This is a genomic window from Fructobacillus americanaquae, from assembly GCF_024029775.1.
GTDB lineage: Bacteria > Bacillota > Bacilli > Lactobacillales > Lactobacillaceae > Fructobacillus > Fructobacillus americanaquae.
The window spans coordinates 30,827-46,945 of the sequence record NZ_CP097122.1 but is presented as its reverse complement, the minus strand read 5'-3'; the positions used below and the strand labels follow the sequence as shown (position 1 = coordinate 46,945).

The 16,119-nt window shown below is 43.9% G+C and carries 18 protein-coding genes; 5 read left to right on the top strand and 13 right to left on the bottom strand.

What is annotated here, in order from left to right:
- Nucleotides 1-17 precede the first annotated feature (17 nt).
- The 9 genes from M3M36_RS00255 to M3M36_RS00215 form a co-directional block, all read right to left on the bottom strand.
- Nucleotides 18-1,379, bottom strand: a complete 1,362-nt coding sequence (locus M3M36_RS00255; protein WP_252773886.1) for a DUF2130 domain-containing protein — start codon at nucleotides 1,377-1,379, stop codon at nucleotides 18-20.
- A gap of 296 nt (nucleotides 1,380-1,675) precedes the next feature.
- Nucleotides 1,676-2,221, bottom strand: coding sequence for a ribosome recycling factor (gene frr / locus M3M36_RS00250; RefSeq protein WP_252773885.1), 546 nt, complete (start codon nucleotides 2,219-2,221; stop codon nucleotides 1,676-1,678).
- Nucleotides 2,221-2,946, bottom strand: coding sequence for a UMP kinase (pyrH, locus tag M3M36_RS00245; protein ID WP_252773884.1), 726 nt, complete (start codon nucleotides 2,944-2,946; stop codon nucleotides 2,221-2,223). Before pyrH ends, frr begins: the two co-directional genes overlap by 1 nt.
- A gap of 96 nt (nucleotides 2,947-3,042) precedes the next feature.
- Nucleotides 3,043-3,927 carry a translation elongation factor Ts gene (tsf, locus tag M3M36_RS00240; protein WP_252773883.1) on the bottom strand — a complete coding sequence of 295 codons (885 nt, stop codon included), beginning with the start codon at nucleotides 3,925-3,927 and terminating at the stop codon, nucleotides 3,043-3,045.
- Nucleotides 3,928-4,054: 127 nt separating this feature from the next.
- Nucleotides 4,055-4,828 carry a 30S ribosomal protein S2 gene (gene rpsB / locus M3M36_RS00235; RefSeq protein WP_047974475.1) on the bottom strand — a complete coding sequence of 258 codons (774 nt, stop codon included), beginning with the start codon at nucleotides 4,826-4,828 and terminating at the stop codon, nucleotides 4,055-4,057.
- A gap of 221 nt (nucleotides 4,829-5,049) precedes the next feature.
- On the bottom strand, nucleotides 5,050-5,877 hold the full coding sequence (locus tag M3M36_RS00230; protein ID WP_252774434.1) for an SPFH domain-containing protein: 828 nt from the start codon (nucleotides 5,875-5,877) through the stop codon (nucleotides 5,050-5,052).
- 56 nt (nucleotides 5,878-5,933) lie between these two features.
- Nucleotides 5,934-6,131, bottom strand: a complete 198-nt coding sequence (locus M3M36_RS00225; RefSeq protein ID WP_252773882.1) for a hypothetical protein — start codon at nucleotides 6,129-6,131, stop codon at nucleotides 5,934-5,936.
- A gap of 72 nt (nucleotides 6,132-6,203) precedes the next feature.
- Complete coding sequence (locus M3M36_RS00220; RefSeq protein ID WP_252773881.1) at nucleotides 6,204-6,500, bottom strand: GIY-YIG nuclease family protein; 297 nt, start codon at nucleotides 6,498-6,500, stop codon at nucleotides 6,204-6,206.
- A 65-nt stretch (nucleotides 6,501-6,565) separates the two neighbouring features.
- Nucleotides 6,566-7,330, bottom strand: a complete 765-nt coding sequence (locus M3M36_RS00215; protein WP_252773880.1) for a tRNA1(Val) (adenine(37)-N6)-methyltransferase — start codon at nucleotides 7,328-7,330, stop codon at nucleotides 6,566-6,568.
- A gap of 69 nt (nucleotides 7,331-7,399) precedes the next feature.
- On the opposite strand from M3M36_RS00215, the gene M3M36_RS00210 reads away from it, so the two are divergent.
- Nucleotides 7,400-8,035, top strand: coding sequence for a lysophospholipid acyltransferase family protein (locus M3M36_RS00210; protein WP_252773879.1), 636 nt, complete (start codon nucleotides 7,400-7,402; stop codon nucleotides 8,033-8,035).
- A 10-nt stretch (nucleotides 8,036-8,045) separates the two neighbouring features.
- Here M3M36_RS00210 and M3M36_RS00205 read toward each other — a convergent pair whose 3' ends face one another.
- Entirely contained in the window at nucleotides 8,046-8,267 is a 222-nt protein-coding gene (locus M3M36_RS00205) for a YneF family protein (RefSeq protein WP_252773878.1), read from the bottom strand.
- A 254-nt stretch (nucleotides 8,268-8,521) separates the two neighbouring features.
- On the opposite strand from M3M36_RS00205, the gene lexA reads away from it, so the two are divergent.
- Nucleotides 8,522-9,157: a transcriptional repressor LexA gene (gene lexA, locus M3M36_RS00200; protein WP_252773877.1), complete on the top strand. Its 636-nt coding sequence runs from the start codon at nucleotides 8,522-8,524 to the stop codon at nucleotides 9,155-9,157.
- 111 nt (nucleotides 9,158-9,268) lie between these two features.
- Here the strand turns inward: lexA and M3M36_RS00195 are convergent, their stop codons facing one another.
- Together M3M36_RS00195 and thrC are read right to left on the bottom strand one after the other, a co-directional pair.
- Nucleotides 9,269-10,360, bottom strand: a complete 1,092-nt coding sequence (locus tag M3M36_RS00195; protein WP_252773876.1) for an aspartate-semialdehyde dehydrogenase — start codon at nucleotides 10,358-10,360, stop codon at nucleotides 9,269-9,271.
- Nucleotides 10,361-10,411: 51 nt separating this feature from the next.
- Entirely contained in the window at nucleotides 10,412-11,875 is a 1,464-nt protein-coding gene (gene thrC, locus M3M36_RS00190; protein ID WP_252773875.1) for a threonine synthase, read from the bottom strand.
- Between the two features lie 129 nt (nucleotides 11,876-12,004).
- Here thrC and M3M36_RS00185 point away from each other — a divergent pair, with 129 nt between their 5' ends.
- The 3 genes from M3M36_RS00185 to M3M36_RS00175 are packed head-to-tail and all read left to right on the top strand — an operon-like array spanning nucleotide 12,005 to nucleotide 15,538.
- Nucleotides 12,005-13,255: a homoserine dehydrogenase gene (locus tag M3M36_RS00185; protein WP_252773874.1), complete on the top strand. Its 1,251-nt coding sequence runs from the start codon at nucleotides 12,005-12,007 to the stop codon at nucleotides 13,253-13,255.
- Entirely contained in the window at nucleotides 13,249-14,130 is an 882-nt protein-coding gene (thrB, locus tag M3M36_RS00180; RefSeq protein WP_252773873.1) for a homoserine kinase, read from the top strand. The genes M3M36_RS00185 and thrB overlap by 7 nt, the downstream gene beginning before the upstream one ends.
- Before the next feature lie 58 nt (nucleotides 14,131-14,188).
- Nucleotides 14,189-15,538 (top strand): aspartate kinase, encoded by a 1,350-nt coding sequence (locus M3M36_RS00175; RefSeq protein ID WP_252773872.1) that lies wholly within the window; start codon nucleotides 14,189-14,191, stop codon nucleotides 15,536-15,538.
- Nucleotides 15,539-15,721: 183 nt separating this feature from the next.
- Here M3M36_RS00175 and M3M36_RS00170 read toward each other — a convergent pair whose 3' ends face one another.
- Nucleotides 15,722-16,078 (bottom strand): YlbF family regulator, encoded by a 357-nt coding sequence (locus M3M36_RS00170; RefSeq protein ID WP_252773871.1) that lies wholly within the window; start codon nucleotides 16,076-16,078, stop codon nucleotides 15,722-15,724.
- Nucleotides 16,079-16,119 lie beyond the last annotated feature (41 nt).

Below are 16,119 nucleotides of genomic sequence, written 5' to 3'. Positions count from 1 at the left end.
AAAACAATGTGACGAGTTTACGGCTTTCGATCACCTTCCTGGTCCGCTTTTAAATCAGCGAACTTCTTCGTCATGGTTGGATTATTCCTCGTCAACTTTTTGACGGTCAAATCCTCCAACTTATTGTTAGCAAGACGAATCTGATTTTCAGAAGTCGTCAAGCTCTTTTTCACGTTTTCCATCTGACTAATCGCCCGGTCAATCTGTTCGATTGCTTTTTGGAAGTTACTCGAGTAGGAATTATAATTTTTAGCAAAGCGGTCCTTAAAGGCGGTGATGCTATCCTCAAAATTGGTAATATCAATGTTTTGATTTTGCTCCTCAATCAGCGCCCGCCGGTATTGAAGCGAGTCCAAGGCCGCGTTGCGTAAAAGACCGATAAAATGAACAAAAAATTGCGGGCGGATGACGTACATCTTCTCGTAGTCCGGTACCTGAACAATTCCGGTATTATAGTACTCATCATCGGCTTCCAGCATCGAGACTAAGACAGCATATTCGGTGTTCTTTTCCCTGCGGTCCTTATCCAGTTCCTTAAAAAAGTCAGCATTTTTATGCTTCTGTTCAGTTGCGTCCGCCTCGTTTTTCATATCAAACATGATCGAAATAAATTCCACACCATCCTGATAATCTCGGAAAATAAAATCACCCTTCGATCCGGATTGCTTTGAAACCTCGTTGTCCTTCTCAAAGTAGGCATTAGGAAAGGCGTATGGGCGGATTTTGTTGAACTCCTGGTGAGCGTAAACTTCTAGGCTTTCACCAATCTCTTTAGTTGACTGCCGAGCCTTAAAGTCCTTATAGAACTCGACTTGCTCTTGGGCGGCCTGCAGTTGGGCATCATAGTCCGACTTCACCTTTGCCAAGGCCAACTCTTGATCGCGACCTTGGTTTTCAACTTGATTTTTCAAATCGGCTAGTTGCTTTTCTAGTTCCTGTCGATTCTGTCCAGCCTGGTCCTTTTCAGCCTGGTAGGCGCTCTGCAGATGTTCCTTTTGTTTAGCCAGCGCCAACTCCTTTGTGGCAGCCTCCTGATCCTTGAACGCAGCCAACTGTGAACGTAGCTGAGTCAGTTGCTCTTGCAGTTTTGCCTTATCTTGCTGCGCTGCATCCTTTTCAGCCTGCTTAGCCTTCTCCAGCGCCAAATCAGCCTTTTGCTTTTCCTGGTCAATTTGTGCCTTTAATAAGCGTTGTTGACTCTTTTCCCAATCGACCTTTTCCTGAGCTAATTTTTCATCAATGGCCGTTTGCACAGCCACGCCAAGTTGATTCGTATCAACTTGAAGTTCGTCTTTCAAATCCAAGGTATCGCCAACATGGCCGTCCTCGTTTAAAACCAAAACCGTGTCCGACTCCAAATGATACTTCAGTTTGGCCATAAACCCCTCCTTATCTGACAAAAAAACCGCGGTTCACAGCCCCAATGTCAAAATTTGACATCAGGACGCTAACGCGCGGTTCCACCTGATTTCCAACAACCAATTGCTCAGTCGTTGACACTTTCACGGTTCTCAGCTCACCGGGTGCCAGACCGGGTCAAAGCCTTAAACTAATCTATTCATATTATGCCGATTTTTCTTAAAAAGGTCAAGAAGAAAACTTGTTTAAGACAGAAAAAGCCTACTAACCAAGTGATTAGCAAGCCTTTTCAGTAATCATCATCGACCTAATACTCTTAGATTTTCAACAATTCTTTTTCTTTTTCTGCTGCAATTTCATCAATTGCCTTTGTGTTGTCATCCGTCAACTTTTGAGCCTGATCCTCAGCGTCATGGACTTGGTCTTCGGTCATTTCCTTGTCCTTTTTGATTGCATCCATGGCATCACGACGAACGTTACGAACAGCAACCTTAGCCTTTTCAGCTTCAGCCTTAACATCCTTCGCCAATTCCTTACGACGTTCTTCCGTCATTTGTGGAATAGCCAAACGCACGATGTTACCGTCAGAAGCTGGGTTCAAACCCAAATCAGAAACGTTAATCGCCGTCACGATTGCTTCTAAGGCGTTCTTGTCAAATGGTGTAATCAAAAGCAAACGTGCTTCAGGTACTGAAATCGAAGCAACTTGGTTCAACGGCACCATCGCACCGTAATATTCTACTTCTACTCGGTCCAAAATACGGGGGTTGGACCGACCAGTCCGAATTTCTGCTAATTCACGACGCAAAGCTTCTTGGGCGCCCTGCATCCGTTCTTTGGTACTTGTAAAATCAAAAGCCATTATTTTTCTCCAGTGACTGTGGTTCCAATTGTCTCGCCCTTAATGACCCGTTCGATATTACCTGGTTGGTTCAAGTTAAAGACAACAAGTGGCATGTTGTTTTCCATTGAGAGGGATGAAGCGGTTGAATCCATGACCTTCAAGCCTTTTTGAATGATGTCTAAGTGCGTCAAAGTGGTAAATTTCTGAGCATTTGGGTTCGTATTTGGATCTGAATCATAGACACCATCAACACCGTTCTTTGCCATCAAAATCGCGTCAGCATTAATTTCGTTGGCCCGCAAAGCAGCGGTTGTATCAGTTGAGAAGTATGGCGAACCAGTTCCCGCAGCAAAGATGACAATCCGCCCCTTTTCAAGGTGGCGAATGGCCCGACCACGAATGTAAGGCTCTGCAATCTGTTGCATCGTAATCGCCGTTTGCACGCGTGTATCAACACCGGCTCGCTCTAAAGCATCTTGAAGGACCAAAGCGTTCATAGTCGTTCCAAGCATTCCGGTATAATCAGCGCGTGACCGCTCCATCCCAACACGGGCAGCGGGTCCACCACGCCATAGGTTACCACCACCAACAACGATGGCAATTTGAGTGCCCATATCATGGACTGCCTTGATTTCCTTGGCAATTTGGGCGACTGTCTGCAGGTCAATTCCCTGACCCTTAGCACCAGCCAAGGCTTCGCCTGACAGCTTCATTAAAACTCTTTTATACTTTGTATCCGTCATGGTTTTCCTCTTTCTTATCGCTATCTATTATAGCAAAAATATAGTCGCCAATTCCAAAAAAAAGCATCCAAATTTTTGGATACTTTTTAAATGAACTTAGCTGTTGATTTGCTTAGCAACTTCTTCAGCCAAGTTTGTGGTTTGCTTTTCGATACCTTCGCCAACTTGGTAGCGAACGAATGACTTCACAGTCATACCGTTTTGCTTAACGAAATCAGCAACCTTTTGGTCACCATTCTTAACAAAATCTTGGTCCAGCAAAGTGATATCCGCCAAGAACTTCTTGATCCGGCCTTCAACCATCTTTTCCTTGATGTTGTCAGGCTTGCCATTCAAGTCTTCAGAAGCCAATTGAACTTCCTTTTCCTTAGCAATAACATCTGCAGGAACTTGATCATCAGAAACATACTGTGGCGCAATAGCGGCGATGTGCATAGCCACATCACGGGCTGCTTCTTCATTTGAACCAGTCAAAACGGCCAAAGCAGAAATTGAGCCACCCATGTGTGAGTAAGCACCGAAGACTTCACCGTCAGTCTTTTCAGCAGTAGCGAAACGGCGCAAAGTAATCTTTTCACCAGTAATCTGAGAAACGTTGATGATCTTATCGTTAACAGTTCGGTCTTCTTCACCAGCAACTGGTAAAACTAAAGCAGCTTCAACGTCTGCAGGTTGCTTTTCCAAGATTGTCTTAGTAACAGCAACTAACAAGTCATTAAATTCCTTGTTACCGGCAACGAAATCAGTTTCTGAGTTCAATTCGATGATGGCAGCCTTGTTGCCTTCAGTCATCACGTAAGTCATACCTTCGGCAGCAACACGGTCACCCTTCTTAGCGGCCTTTGCCATTCCTTTTTCACGCAACAAGTCAATTGCCTTTTCGATGTCGCCTTCAGCTTCAACCAAAGCCTTTTTGGCATCCATCATTCCAACAGATGTCTTATCACGTAATTCCTTCACTAACTTTGCAGTAACAGCCATGCAAATGCTCCTTTAGCTCCTTTAGCTTCTTTATTATCTTTTAACAGTCTCTAGTATAGCATAGAAAAAGCCGTTCAGCGTCCCAAGCAGGTCCACCGGAACGGCAAATCAATAAACGAATTTCAACTTAGTTGTCTTTTTCAACGATTGTTGTGATTTCTTCGATTGATTCCGTGTTTTCGTCACCTTCGATGAAAGCATCTTCAGCAGCGTTGTCTTGACCTTGACGGCCTTCGATAACGGCATCAGCCATCTTAGCAGTAATCAAACGAATGGCACGGATAGCGTCATCGTTTGCAGGAATCTTAACATCAACATCGTCAGGATCAGCGTTTGTGTCAATCATAGCAACAACAGGGATGTTGAGCATGTTGGCTTCCTTAACAGCGATTTCTTCCTTCTTAGGGTCAACAACAAACAAAACATCTGGCAAGTCTTGCATGTCTTCGATTCCACCCAAGAACTTTTCCAACTTCTCACGTTGCTTGTTCAACAAGACAACTTCCTTCTTAGGCAGTTGTTCGAAAGTACCATCTTCGGCCATTGCCTTCAAGTCCTTCAAACGTTGAACACGCGTCTTGATTGTGTTCCAGTTAGTCAAAGTTCCACCCAACCAACGGTGGTTGATATAGAATTGACCAGCACGCGTTGCTTCTTCAGCGATTGCATCAGATGCTTGCTTCTTAGTACCAACAAACAAGATGTTAGCCCCATCAGCTGAAGCATTACGGATAAAGTTGTAAGCTTCGTCAATCAACTTAACAGTCTTTTGCAAGTCGATGATGTGAATGCCGTTACGTTCCGTAAAGATGTATGGTGCCATCTTTGGGTTCCAACGACGAGTTTGGTGTCCAAAGTGAACCCCTGCTTCGAGGAGTTCCTTCATTGTAATAACTGCCATAGTGGCCTCCTAGGTTTAACCTCCGGTAAATTCTTGGTCCGTGCTGACAAATGATCAATCACTTGCACCTGCACGTTCTCGTTTACCGTGTGTATTTTTGTTGTATCCACAACAGGTACTAGTTTACTAAGATTTTGAGCGAAAAGCAAGGATTTTTCTGATTTTAACTAGAACATATTACTTCAAAGAAAAAACCAGCCATAATCGGCTGGCCAATGTTTCTAATCTTCTTCGTTGCCTAATTCCTGACCCAAAGTTTTGGCCAAAACAGCATTTTGTCCGGTTTGGTCCAAATCGGCACCATTCGTAACAATCAAATTAGCATCTGACTTAGCCAAAGCTTCGAAAGCATTAATCGATTGGTTATTGAAATAGTTTTGGTCGGCGTTCTTCAAAGCAGCCTGAACCTTATCAATCCGATAACTTTCGGCATCTGCTTTTGTTCGCGTCGCCTCGGCGTTGGCCTTGGCCGTAGCAATTAAGGCCTCATTGTTCGCTTTGGCCCGGAGTTCAATTGACTTGGCCTCCCCTTCAGCTTGCGAAATAGATGCCACCCGTTCCCGGTCAGCCTTCAACTGTGTGTCCATTGAAGACTGGATAGCTGCGCTTGGCTTCAATTCGTCAATGTTAATCCGATCAACATTAATACCATAAGTATTCGTTAAATCACCAATCGCTTCAGCCAAGTCCTTATTAATTTGACTGGTTGAGCCTAAGGCCTCGTTCAATTCCATCCGCCCAATAATGTCGCGCAAGTGACCGCGAACCAACTGTTGCATTGATTCAATCGAATTCGTGTTTTCATACGAATACTTCACAGGATCCGTGATATGGAAATTCAAAGTCACTGTCGCTCCAATATCAGCGTTATCCTTGGTGATAACTGAATAACCTGCCAACTTCAGTGGTTGCAGGGCCAAGGAAACTGTCCTGATTTTTTGTACCAAAGGCAAGCGGAAATTCAACCCCGTCTGCCGCGTTGACGAATACTTCCCCAACGTTTCCAAAAGGCCAACACTATTTTGAGGCACAATCTTAAAGGAAACCAGGGCCAAAACGATTACAACAATGATGATAATCAGCAAAATCGACATAAATACCGTCCTTACTTTTTCTGGAGGATTAAGACGTTCCCCTCGGCACGCTCAATCACATAGGTCTCTTCTGGAACCACATTAGTCCCAAAAGCTAAATCATAGTGATAAAAATTGCCAATAACCTTCACTAACTTCTCTCTCGGGTCGCAGTCTCTAAAAGACACTTGACGCCCAATAATATTGTTTAATTCAAAAGTAGTAATCATTATTTGCCACCTTCAATTCAAATGATTTATTCCATTTTACCATGGATCAAGAGTCTCATAAAATCCCTCAACCTATTTCTGCCAAATTGTCGAATCGACTGCCCGTTCCATTAGGAAGGCTTCTTTTTGCGGTCGACTCAGGTGCTTAAATTTAGCCTCAGCCGAAAGGGCATCATGCTTATTCGCAAACGTTTCTTGGTAAATCAGCTGCAGTGGGTGCCTGGCCTTTACTCTGGTAAATTTGGCGCCCCTCCCTGCCTGATGGACTAAAAACCGTCGGTGAGCGTTATCGGAAAAGCCACCATAAAAATAGCCATCAGCCGTATAAAGCACATAAAAATCATAAGTCTTGTCATGCTCATCTGCCATGATTGAAGTCTCCCCTCCTTGAGGGTTAGCAAAATTCCCTCCTCGCGCAACCATCTTGATCGAGTTTACAGTTGCCAAGGTTGCCCATACAAAATTTCTTGTACCTGAGGCGTGTACTCGTTAGCAGCTGTATAGGCAATAATTGGTGGCAAAATTCGAACACCACCCGGCTTGCCCGACTTAATCGCTTCTACTAAAACCATGTTGGCTTCACGGTCAGCCTTGCCGTAAACAAACTGAATGCGCTTGACCGCTAATTTTCGGGCAGCCAAGGAGGACATAATATCTTCCAATCTGTCTGGACGGTGCACCAGATAAAATTTACCGTTGTTCTTCAACAACTTATTAGCAACTTGAGCTAAGCGTGGTAAATCAATGGCAATTTCATGCCGGGCTAACTGATAATGTTCATCCAAGTTTTGCTTGGTTTTTTCATTCAAGGAAAAATAAGGTGGGTTCGACAAAACCGTATCCACCGAGCCCGGCTTAATCTCAGTAAAAATTTCCTGCATATCAGACTGAATCACGCTCACGCGCTTTTCCAAGTGATTTAACACAACTGAACGCTGTGCCATCTCCGCTAAGTCTTGTTGCAGTTCCACTAATTTTACCTGGCCAGTGACCTTGGCAGCATAAAAGAGGCCAATTGCGCCCGTACCTGCTCCCAAATCAACCGAAAGCCCCCGCCCCTTTTGCTTAGGTTTAGCAAAATAAGCTAAGAGAACAGCGTCTAACGAGTAAGAAAACATATCTGGATTTTGAATAATTTGAATCTGTTGTGATGGCAGGCCGTCTAGGCGTTCTCCTGCTCGTAATTTTTCTACTACCATGGTTTGTTGCAATATCTCCATAAACTAAGTAAAATTATTCTGTTAAGTCAATTAGAAAGGGACAAGCAGATGTTATTCTATCGCTTTATCCGGGTCTTTACTGTGACCTTTGTGGCCATTATTAATGGTCGCGTTACCTACCTCCACAAGGAGCGCCTACCAAAAAACGAAAATTATGTTTTGGTTGGACCACACCGTTCTTGGTGGGATCCCGTTTGGTATGCCATGGCGGCCTACCCAAAACGTTTCATTTTTATGGCTAAAAAGGAACTTTTCAAAAATCCCGCTTTGCGTGCCTTAATTACTACCTTGGGCGCCTTCCCAGTTGACCGGCGCAATGTTGGGGCCGATACCATCAAACATCCCGTCAACGAGTTAAAGGATGGCCAGCGCTCGCTCATCATGTTCCCAACCGGATCACGGCATTCTCAAAAGTTAAAATCAGGATCAATCCTGATTGCCAAGCTTTCAAAGAAGCCGATTGTCCCAGCAGTATACCAAGGGCCTGTGAAGTTTTCACACTTATTTAAACGCAATAATACCACAATTAATTTTGGTGAACCAATCGCAATTGACCCCAAAGCCCGCTTGACGGACGAAAAAATTGCCGAATACAATCAAAAGATTCAAGAATCCTTTGATGCTTTGGACAAAGAAATTGATCCAAACTGGGTTTACGTTGATCCAAAAGCACAAAAAAAATAAGCCGCTGGGCTTATTTTTTTTGTGCTTTGGCATTTTGCGCCTTCATTTGAGCCATCATCTGATTCAACTTCTTTTGTGATGGCTTCTGGCCCATTGACATCATCATTGATTTCATCATTTCTTCTGAAATCGGTGGGTTCTTCGCCAAGTATGACTTCATCGTAAAGCGGGCCAAGAAGAATCCCCCAACCAAACCAACGACCAAAGCCAAAATTCCAACTAATATAACCATTATTGGTCTCCTTTAACTACGAAAATCTATAAAATATTATAGCATAAAGGTTGGCTTGACAGTATCTTTTTACAAAAACAGTGGAAAACGAGTCGATAATTTACATAAAACATCCCTTTATCCACTATTTTAAATTTAATCCCCTTTTTGTAATAAAATTTAATATTTCTTAAACTTTTTTTGCGAACATTTGTTTGCTTTTCGAGTTAAAATTCGCTAAGATAAACATAGTAAATACAGGTAGGAAAGTACATATGGCAAGTTCTGATTCAAAACAAATTCAAGTCTTGAGATTTATTCACGACTATCAAAGTAAAAACGGTTTCCCACCCACTATTCGTGAAATTGGTGAAGCAGTCGGCCTATCTTCTTCTTCGACCATCCATGGTCACATTGCCCGTTTGATTAAAAACGGCTACCTTGAGAAGAAAGGCGAAGGAACCAAGGCTCGGGCGATTGAAGTAACACCAGCCGGTTTTGAAATTCTTGGTATTTCAGCCACTTCGGGCAAGATTCCGCTCTTAGGATTAGTGACAGCTGGTCAACCAATTCTAGCAGTCGAACAAGAAGCAACCGAATTCTTCCCCATTCCAGAAAATCTAATTCCCTACGATGGTGATCTCTTTATGCTCAACGTTCGCGGTGAATCAATGATTAATATCGGTATTTTAGATGGCGACAAGGTGATTGTTCGTCGGCAACAAAATGCCGACAACGGTGATATTGTTGTTGCCATGAACGAAGACAACGAGGCCACGGTCAAGCGCTTCTTCCAAGAAGGTGGTCACTACCGCCTGCAACCAGAAAACGATACAATGGCGCCTATTATTTTGGAATCTGTGTCCATTTTGGGAAAAGTCGTCTCCCTTTACCGTGATGCTATTTACTAAAAACAACTTGCTCAAGGCTCTACTACAAAATGTAGTAGAGTTTTTTTAACCCCAAAATAGCAGCGCTAAAAAAGCCACCAATTTTTCAGTCGGTGGCTCTATCAAAATTATTTATGCAAAGCTTGATTCCGCGGGGACACGGACCAGGTCCATTTCAACCAATATTTGGGCAATTTCAACCGTATTCCAGGCAGCGCCCTTCAGCAAATTGTCAGAAACAACCCACAAGTGGAAAGCACCCGGATTTTCCAAATCAGGGCGAATGCGACCAACAAAAGTTTCCCGCTTACCTTCAGCCAAAAGAGGTTGAGGGTAGGTTTGTGTGGCTGGGTCATCTTCAATAATCACGTTATCAACGGCACCAATTGCCTGACGAATTTGGTCAGGCGTCACGTTTTCGTCACCAGTATCAATATAGACACTTTCACCATGACCAATCATAACTGGCACGCGAACAGCCGTACCCGTCACCTTAATGTCCTTAGCATTCTTGTCGCCCAAGATAATCTTTTTCGTTTCATGGATCATCTTGTATTCTTCGTGTGTGTAACCTTCCTCTTCGAAGACATCAATTTGTGGCAGCAAGTTAAAGGCCAAGGGGAAGTGCTTTTTATCACCCTTCACAGGTAAAACATGGGCTAACTCCGCCATGTTATCTCCCAACAAACGAGCCTGTGCTTCAGCCAAAACTTCGTCCATCGCTGCTTTTCCAGCACCTGAAGCCGCCTGATAAGTCGAAATAATCACCTGGTTCAAGCCAAATTGTCGGTAAACTGGGTCAAGCGCCATCACCAATTGCGTCGTTGAGCAATTAGGGTTAGCAATAATTCCTTGATGCTCCTTTAACGCAGCGGCATTAACTTCTGGGACGACCAATGGCACCTGATCATTCATCCGCCAGTAAGAAGAATTGTCAACAACAACCGCACCAGCTTTAACAGCTGCCGGAGCCAAAGTCTTTGAAGTTGATCCACCAGCAGAGGCCAGCACAAGATCAACATCAGTAAAGGAATCTTCCGTTGCTTCTGCAACGGTTAACTCCTGATTCTTAAAGCTGATTTTTTGACCGGCTGAACGAGCAGAAGCCAAAGCCTTGACCTCACCAACCGGAATCGTTGATTGAGCCAATTGGTCCAAAATTCGACGTCCAACAGCACCCGTTGCACCGAGTACCGCCACATTATAGGCTGTCTTTGCTACCATAAAAAATTCTCTCTTTCTTTTTTAAATGACATAATCATCAACATAAGAAAATCAGTCTGTCTTCAAGGCGCTTTCAATTTGCCTTTGAATATCAGCTGCCTGAATAAAGGTCTGATGACGAATAGGTCGCTGGAATAAATTCTTCACTTGGTCAGGAATGGTCGTTTTGGTTGCTGCTGCCAAAGCAGTTAAGCCCCCTTCTCCACCAATAACTTCTTCACCCAGTGCTGCAAGAACCGTTTGTGGGAACTTATAAGGGCTAGCAGTTGCAGCCAAAAGGGTTGGATGGCCATCATCTTGGTACTGATGAACGGCCACCGCCGTGTGCGGATCAATCAAGTAACCAGAAGCAACAAAAGTCTTTCGGATCGTTTCTTCAACTTGGTCTTGATCTGTCCAACCAGCAGAAAACTTCATTAAACCAGCTCTTGTTTTTTCTGCCAAGTGATAGCTGCCCTGACTTTGTAGGTCTGCCATATCCTTTTTGATCAAGTCAGCATCCTGGCCACCAGCAAAATACAGCAGGCGTTCCAAGTTTGACGAGACCAAAATATCCATAGCCGGTGCATTCGTCACCTTGAAGTCACGATTCTTATTGTATACCCCTGTTTGGAATAATTCTGTTAAAACATGATTTTCGTTCGAAGCAACCGTAAAATCAGCCACCGGCAAGCCAATTTGACTGGCATAATAAGCTGCTAGCATATTCCCAAAATTACCTGTTGGCACGAGTACATCAATTTCTTCACCAGGCTTAATTTGGCCGCTTTCAACTAACTGACCATAACCGTAGAAATAATAGACAATCTGTGGGACCAAGCGACCAATATTAATCGAATTCGCCGATGAGATTTGAATATCTTCTTCCTTTAAGAAGGTTGCAAAATTTGAATCACCTAAAAGACCTTTAACAGCCTGCTGAGCATCATCAAAATTCCCCTCTATGCCATAAACATAAGTATTTTTTCCCGGTTCGGAGACCATTTGTTGGCGTTGAATATCCGAAACGCCAACTTGTGGGTACAAAACTGCAATTTTTGTGCCAGGTACATCAGCAAAACCAGCCATAGCCGCCGTTCCGGTATCCCCAGACGTTGCTGTTAAAATGGCAATTTCTTTGTTGAGCCCCTCTTTTTTAGCTGCTGTCATCACTAAATGGGGTAAGGCCTGAAGGGCAATATCTTTGAAGGCCAATGTTGGGCCATGAAAGAGCTCCAAATAGTACAAGTTGTTCCCTGCATCTTTAATTGGCACAATTTTATCGGTATCCCATTGGCTACCATAGGCTGCCTGCACAACGGCTTGAATTTCTGCTTTAGTAAAATCAGGCAAAAAAGCAGCAAAAATTTCAACCGCCAGGTCCTGATAGGATTGTTGACCGATGGTCTTTAAATCCAGATGCAAAGTTGGCCACTGATTTGGCACGTAAAGACCACCATCTGGTGCTAATCCCCGGAGGATGGCCTGGGCGGCAGAAACAGCAGGGGCTTCTCCCCGGGTCGAGACATATTCCATGACGCACTCCTTCAATCTCATTGATTTCTAATGGTATTATAACAAAAACATTCCTTTTTAGGCAGGAAAATGGTAAAGTTAATAGAAATTATCCTTACTTGACAGTAAAAAACGATAGAAGGAGTCATCATGGAAGTTAAGATTGGCCTTTTTGGCTTAGGAACAGTTGGGATGGGCTTGTTAACCATCTTAGAGGAACAAAAAGAAAAAATCAGTGAAAATACTGGTTTAGAACTGACCGTAAAAACCGCAATGGTCACTTCTTTAACCAAGGACCGTCCTGGTTTAAGCTCCACCATCCAACTGACCAAAGACCCAAAAGACATCTTAGATGATCCAGAAATTGATTTGGTTGTTGAAGTTGCCGGTGGTACTGGTCCTGCTAAAAATTGGATCAAGTCCGCTTTGGCAAGTAAAAAGCCGGTCATTACGGCTAATAAGGACCTGATTGCCACCGCTGGAGAAGAACTGCTCGACTTAGCAAACAAGGCTCAGGTCCCTCTCCTATACGAAGCGGCTGTTGCCGGTGGTATCCCAATTATCAAAACCCTGCGCGAATATTTCCGGACCGATACAATTCGTTCGCTAGCTGGTATTGTTAACGGTACAACCAACTACATGTTGACTCAAATGGCCGATAATGACCTGTCTTACGGAGATGCTCTAAAGAAAGCGCAAGACTTAGGCTTTGCCGAAGCAGATCCTACAAATGATGTCGCCGGCTACGATGCCGCCTACAAGGCCATTATTTTGGCTCGCCTGGTCTTTGGATTAGAAGTCGGCTTACAAGACATTCAAATTACCGGTATTCAAAAGATTACTGACGAAGACATTGCCGCCGTGAAAGCTTTGGGTGGCCAGCTCAAGCTCCTTTTTCGCATTGATCAAATCAGTGCCAATTCAGTCGCGGTGATCGTGGCTCCTCAGGTCGTCTTACCACAATCACCTCTGTCACAGGTCCACAATGAAAATAATGCCATTGTTGTGAACAGTGATAACCTTGGTCAAACGCTTTTCTATGGACCTGGGGCTGGTGCACGCCCAACTGCCCAAGCTGTCTTGGCCGATATTTTGGCTGCCGCAACTACACCAAAGGACGCTCAGCAACCGTTGCCAGAAAAACAGATGACATTAGCTAGTCAACGAGGCCAGGCCTATTGCTGGATTTTGAATACAACTGAAACAACTAGCGTCAGCCAAGACACCAAGGATGAACTCCGATCATTGATCGTCCGTCAAGCCAGCCATGAAAATAGCCGACTTGGCTCTCAGCTTGTCCTTTATACCAAAGAAATGTCCAAAGATCAGCACGATGTTCTTCTTGCTGCTTTAACAACCAATCGGACATTAGCGAAGGAGTTTGTGATTTATCCATGCTAACCATTACTGTACCCGCCAGTTCAGCCAATCTTGGTCTCGGCTTTGATTGCCTTGGATTGGCACTAGACCTTAATTTAACCGTAACCATTGGCCCAAAAACTAATACTTGGCAAGTTGATCACCCATTTGGCGCAGATATTCCAAATGATGAAAGCAATCTCATTGTTCAAACTGCTCGATTTGTTGATCCAGATATTCCCCCCCACCAACTAGTCGTTAAAAGTGACATTCCACTGGCTCGCGGCCTGGGATCTTCGTCATCAGCATTAGTTGCTGGCCTTTTCTTAGGACACTATTTGGTGGGGCAAACGATTAATCGTCATCAAATTTTACAAGAGGCAGCAGCCCTTGAGGGTCACCCAGACAACGTTGCACCAACTATTTTAGGTGGCCTACAATTAACAGACGAAAACAAAATTGGCGTACAAGCCACCCCCCTTCCTTTTCCAAAAGACTTAGTCGCGGTAACCTTTATCCCAGATTATTCATTAAAAACAGCGGCAGCCCGAGCAGCCTTACCTACAACCTTGGCACTCAAAACAGCCGTTCACCAAAGCCAACACCTCGCCAACTTGGTTGCAGCTTGCTACTTAGGTGATCAAAAGCGATTAATGGCTTTAGTAGAAGAAGACCAAATGCATGAACCCTATCGGGCTGATTTGGCACCTGAATTTTTACAAATTCGTACCTTAGCACACCACCTAGGCCTTGCAGGAACATACCTATCGGGAGCTGGACCGACAGTTGTCTCACTGGTTACAAAAAAACAAGCTGACCAACTGCTTGAAGCCATTAATGGCCTCAACCTTAACGGCACAGCCATGGTTTTAGCTGTACAGCAAACTGGTACAACCTTCACGGGTTCATTGGACTAAGGTCACCCATTTGCTTTTGACTTAATGAAAGGAGTGTCGGTTTCTGACCGGCAATATTATGAAAGTAACAAAATTTGGTGGTTCCTCTTTAGCAACTGGAGCCCAGTTTGAACGTGTCATCGATATTTTAAATCAGGATGAAAGCCGGCAAGTCGTCGTGACCTCCGCCCCTGGTAAGGCAAAGGAATTTCCAATCAAGGTCACTGACCTCTTAATTCGCTATGCCAACGAAACCATCAACGATGAGGACGCTACTGAAACTGTCTTAGCGTTAAAAGAACGCTACCAAACGATTGCCGACTACTTTAACCTCGATCAGGGAGTTTTCCAAACGATTCCTGACCAAATTGACCAATTGGCGGATCATCATTATCGCTCCTACTCTTATTTGCGAGCTGCTTTTGCTGCCCATGGCGAGTATTTAAACGCACAATTGCTAGCCTTGATTCTTCAATCTAAAGGCGAAAAGGCAGTCTTCGTTGATCCAAAACAGCTTCATATGGAAACCGATGCAACAACTGCAACCCTAAATGAAACAGACACTTACCGAGACCTCGGAGCCTTTGAAATCAAAGATGACACCCGTTATATTTTCCCAGGTTTCTTTGGCTACAATGACCGGGACGAGATGGTGACCTTTTCTCGCGGTGGTTCAGATATTACCGGTGCTATTTTGGCTCGTGGCTTGATGGCAGAAGTTTATGAAAACTTTACAGATGTTTCGGCTATTTACGCTGTTAATCCTCGGTTAGTCGGCCACCCCGCAGCGATTAAAAACATGTCTTATAGTGAGATGCGCGAATTATCCTACGCCGGTTTTGCGGTCTTCCATGATGAAGCCATCATCCCAGCAATTCAGGCTCAGGTGCCAATTAACGTCAAAAATACCAATGACCCAACCGCTCCTGGTACTTGGATTGGCCCAGCTGAACAAAATAAGCCGGAACGCCGTGTAACGGGAATTGCCGCTTCGGACAACTTTTGTGCCCTTTACCTTCACCGTTACCTATTAAACAAGGAAATCGGCTTTACCATGCGCATTTTAAAAATTTTGGACCGGCATGATGTTCCCTACGAACACATGCCCTCTGGAATTGATGATTTGACGATTATCTTCAATAAGAAAAGCCTCAATAAGGAACAAATCGAACAAATCCAAACAGATATCGAGCGTGAATTGTCACCCGATACAATGGCTTGGCATGATAACTTTGCTATTATCATGGTTGTCGGACAAGGAATGATCAATCGTGTTGGTGCTTTCACTGAAATCGTTACACCACTAAAGGACGCCGGTATCTCGTTGCAGATGGTTAACCAAGGTGCTTCTGAAATTTCAATTATGCTTGGTGTCGAATCCAAAGATGTTGATAACGCGGTCAAAGCAATTTATCATAACATCTTTTAAAGTAAAATTAGTTTAAACAAGACCATTGCACCATGATGGTCGTTTTTTGCCCTCAATCAATTAGACGGTTTCGGCGTGCAAATAACACAAAAAAGAAAACAGAACCTTTGATAGGCGTGAACGCTAATAAAAAAGGCTGGACGGTTTAACCCGTCCAGCCTTTTTCTGATTTATTCTAACAAATTAAGCTTGTTGGACTTTTGCATATGACTCAGACACAGGCTTGGTCACGATTTCGTTGATTTCACCCAACAATGTGTTCAAAATCTGTTCTGCGGCCATCAAGTCCTTAATCTTGTCATTTTCTTGGACTTGCTTAGCGACAGCATCCCATTCCTTTTCTTGCTCAGGAGTAGGTTGTTGCTGTGCTTGCATCATTTGTTGCACAGTCATTTGGATTGCTTGGAATTGCTTGAACAAATCCTTGGCAGCAGCATCAGCCTGAACTGCATCAAAGGCAGTCAGCCATGACTTGTATTGGTCAGTTTCAACCAAAACTTTGGCCATTGAGTTTGCGTTATCGTAAATGTTAACAGTCATTCTTATCCCTTTCAAGTGCAAATCGGAGTAATAAAATTACT

Bases quoted from the DNA above. Each gene is read 5' to 3' on its own strand.
- M3M36_RS00255 (WP_252773886.1), bottom strand. From the start codon at position 1,379: ATGGCCAAACTGAAGTATCATTTGGAGTCGGACACGGTTTTGGTTTTA.
- frr (WP_252773885.1), bottom strand. From the start codon at position 2,221: ATGGCTTTTGATTTTACAAGTACCAAAGAACGGATGCAGGGCGCCCAA.
- pyrH (WP_252773884.1), bottom strand. From the start codon at position 2,946: ATGACGGATACAAAGTATAAAAGAGTTTTAATGAAGCTGTCAGGCGAA.
- tsf (WP_252773883.1), bottom strand. From the start codon at position 3,927: ATGGCTGTTACTGCAAAGTTAGTGAAGGAATTACGTGATAAGACATCT.
- rpsB (WP_047974475.1), bottom strand. From the start codon at position 4,828: ATGGCAGTTATTACAATGAAGGAACTCCTCGAAGCAGGGGTTCACTTT.
- M3M36_RS00225 (WP_252773882.1), bottom strand. From the start codon at position 6,131: ATGATTACTACTTTTGAATTAAACAATATTATTGGGCGTCAAGTGTCT.
- M3M36_RS00220 (WP_252773881.1), bottom strand. From the start codon at position 6,500: ATGGCAGATGAGCATGACAAGACTTATGATTTTTATGTGCTTTATACG.
- M3M36_RS00215 (WP_252773880.1), bottom strand. From the start codon at position 7,330: ATGGTAGTAGAAAAATTACGAGCAGGAGAACGCCTAGACGGCCTGCCA.
- M3M36_RS00210 (WP_252773879.1), top strand. From the start codon at position 7,400: ATGTTATTCTATCGCTTTATCCGGGTCTTTACTGTGACCTTTGTGGCC.
- M3M36_RS00205 (WP_252773878.1), bottom strand. From the start codon at position 8,267: ATGGTTATATTAGTTGGAATTTTGGCTTTGGTCGTTGGTTTGGTTGGG.
- lexA (WP_252773877.1), top strand. From the start codon at position 8,522: ATGGCAAGTTCTGATTCAAAACAAATTCAAGTCTTGAGATTTATTCAC.
- M3M36_RS00195 (WP_252773876.1), bottom strand. From the start codon at position 10,360: ATGGTAGCAAAGACAGCCTATAATGTGGCGGTACTCGGTGCAACGGGT.
- thrC (WP_252773875.1), bottom strand. From the start codon at position 11,875: ATGGAATATGTCTCGACCCGGGGAGAAGCCCCTGCTGTTTCTGCCGCC.
- M3M36_RS00185 (WP_252773874.1), top strand. From the start codon at position 12,005: ATGGAAGTTAAGATTGGCCTTTTTGGCTTAGGAACAGTTGGGATGGGC.
- thrB (WP_252773873.1), top strand. From the start codon at position 13,249: ATGCTAACCATTACTGTACCCGCCAGTTCAGCCAATCTTGGTCTCGGC.
- M3M36_RS00175 (WP_252773872.1), top strand. From the start codon at position 14,189: ATGAAAGTAACAAAATTTGGTGGTTCCTCTTTAGCAACTGGAGCCCAG.
- M3M36_RS00170 (WP_252773871.1), bottom strand. From the start codon at position 16,078: ATGACTGTTAACATTTACGATAACGCAAACTCAATGGCCAAAGTTTTG.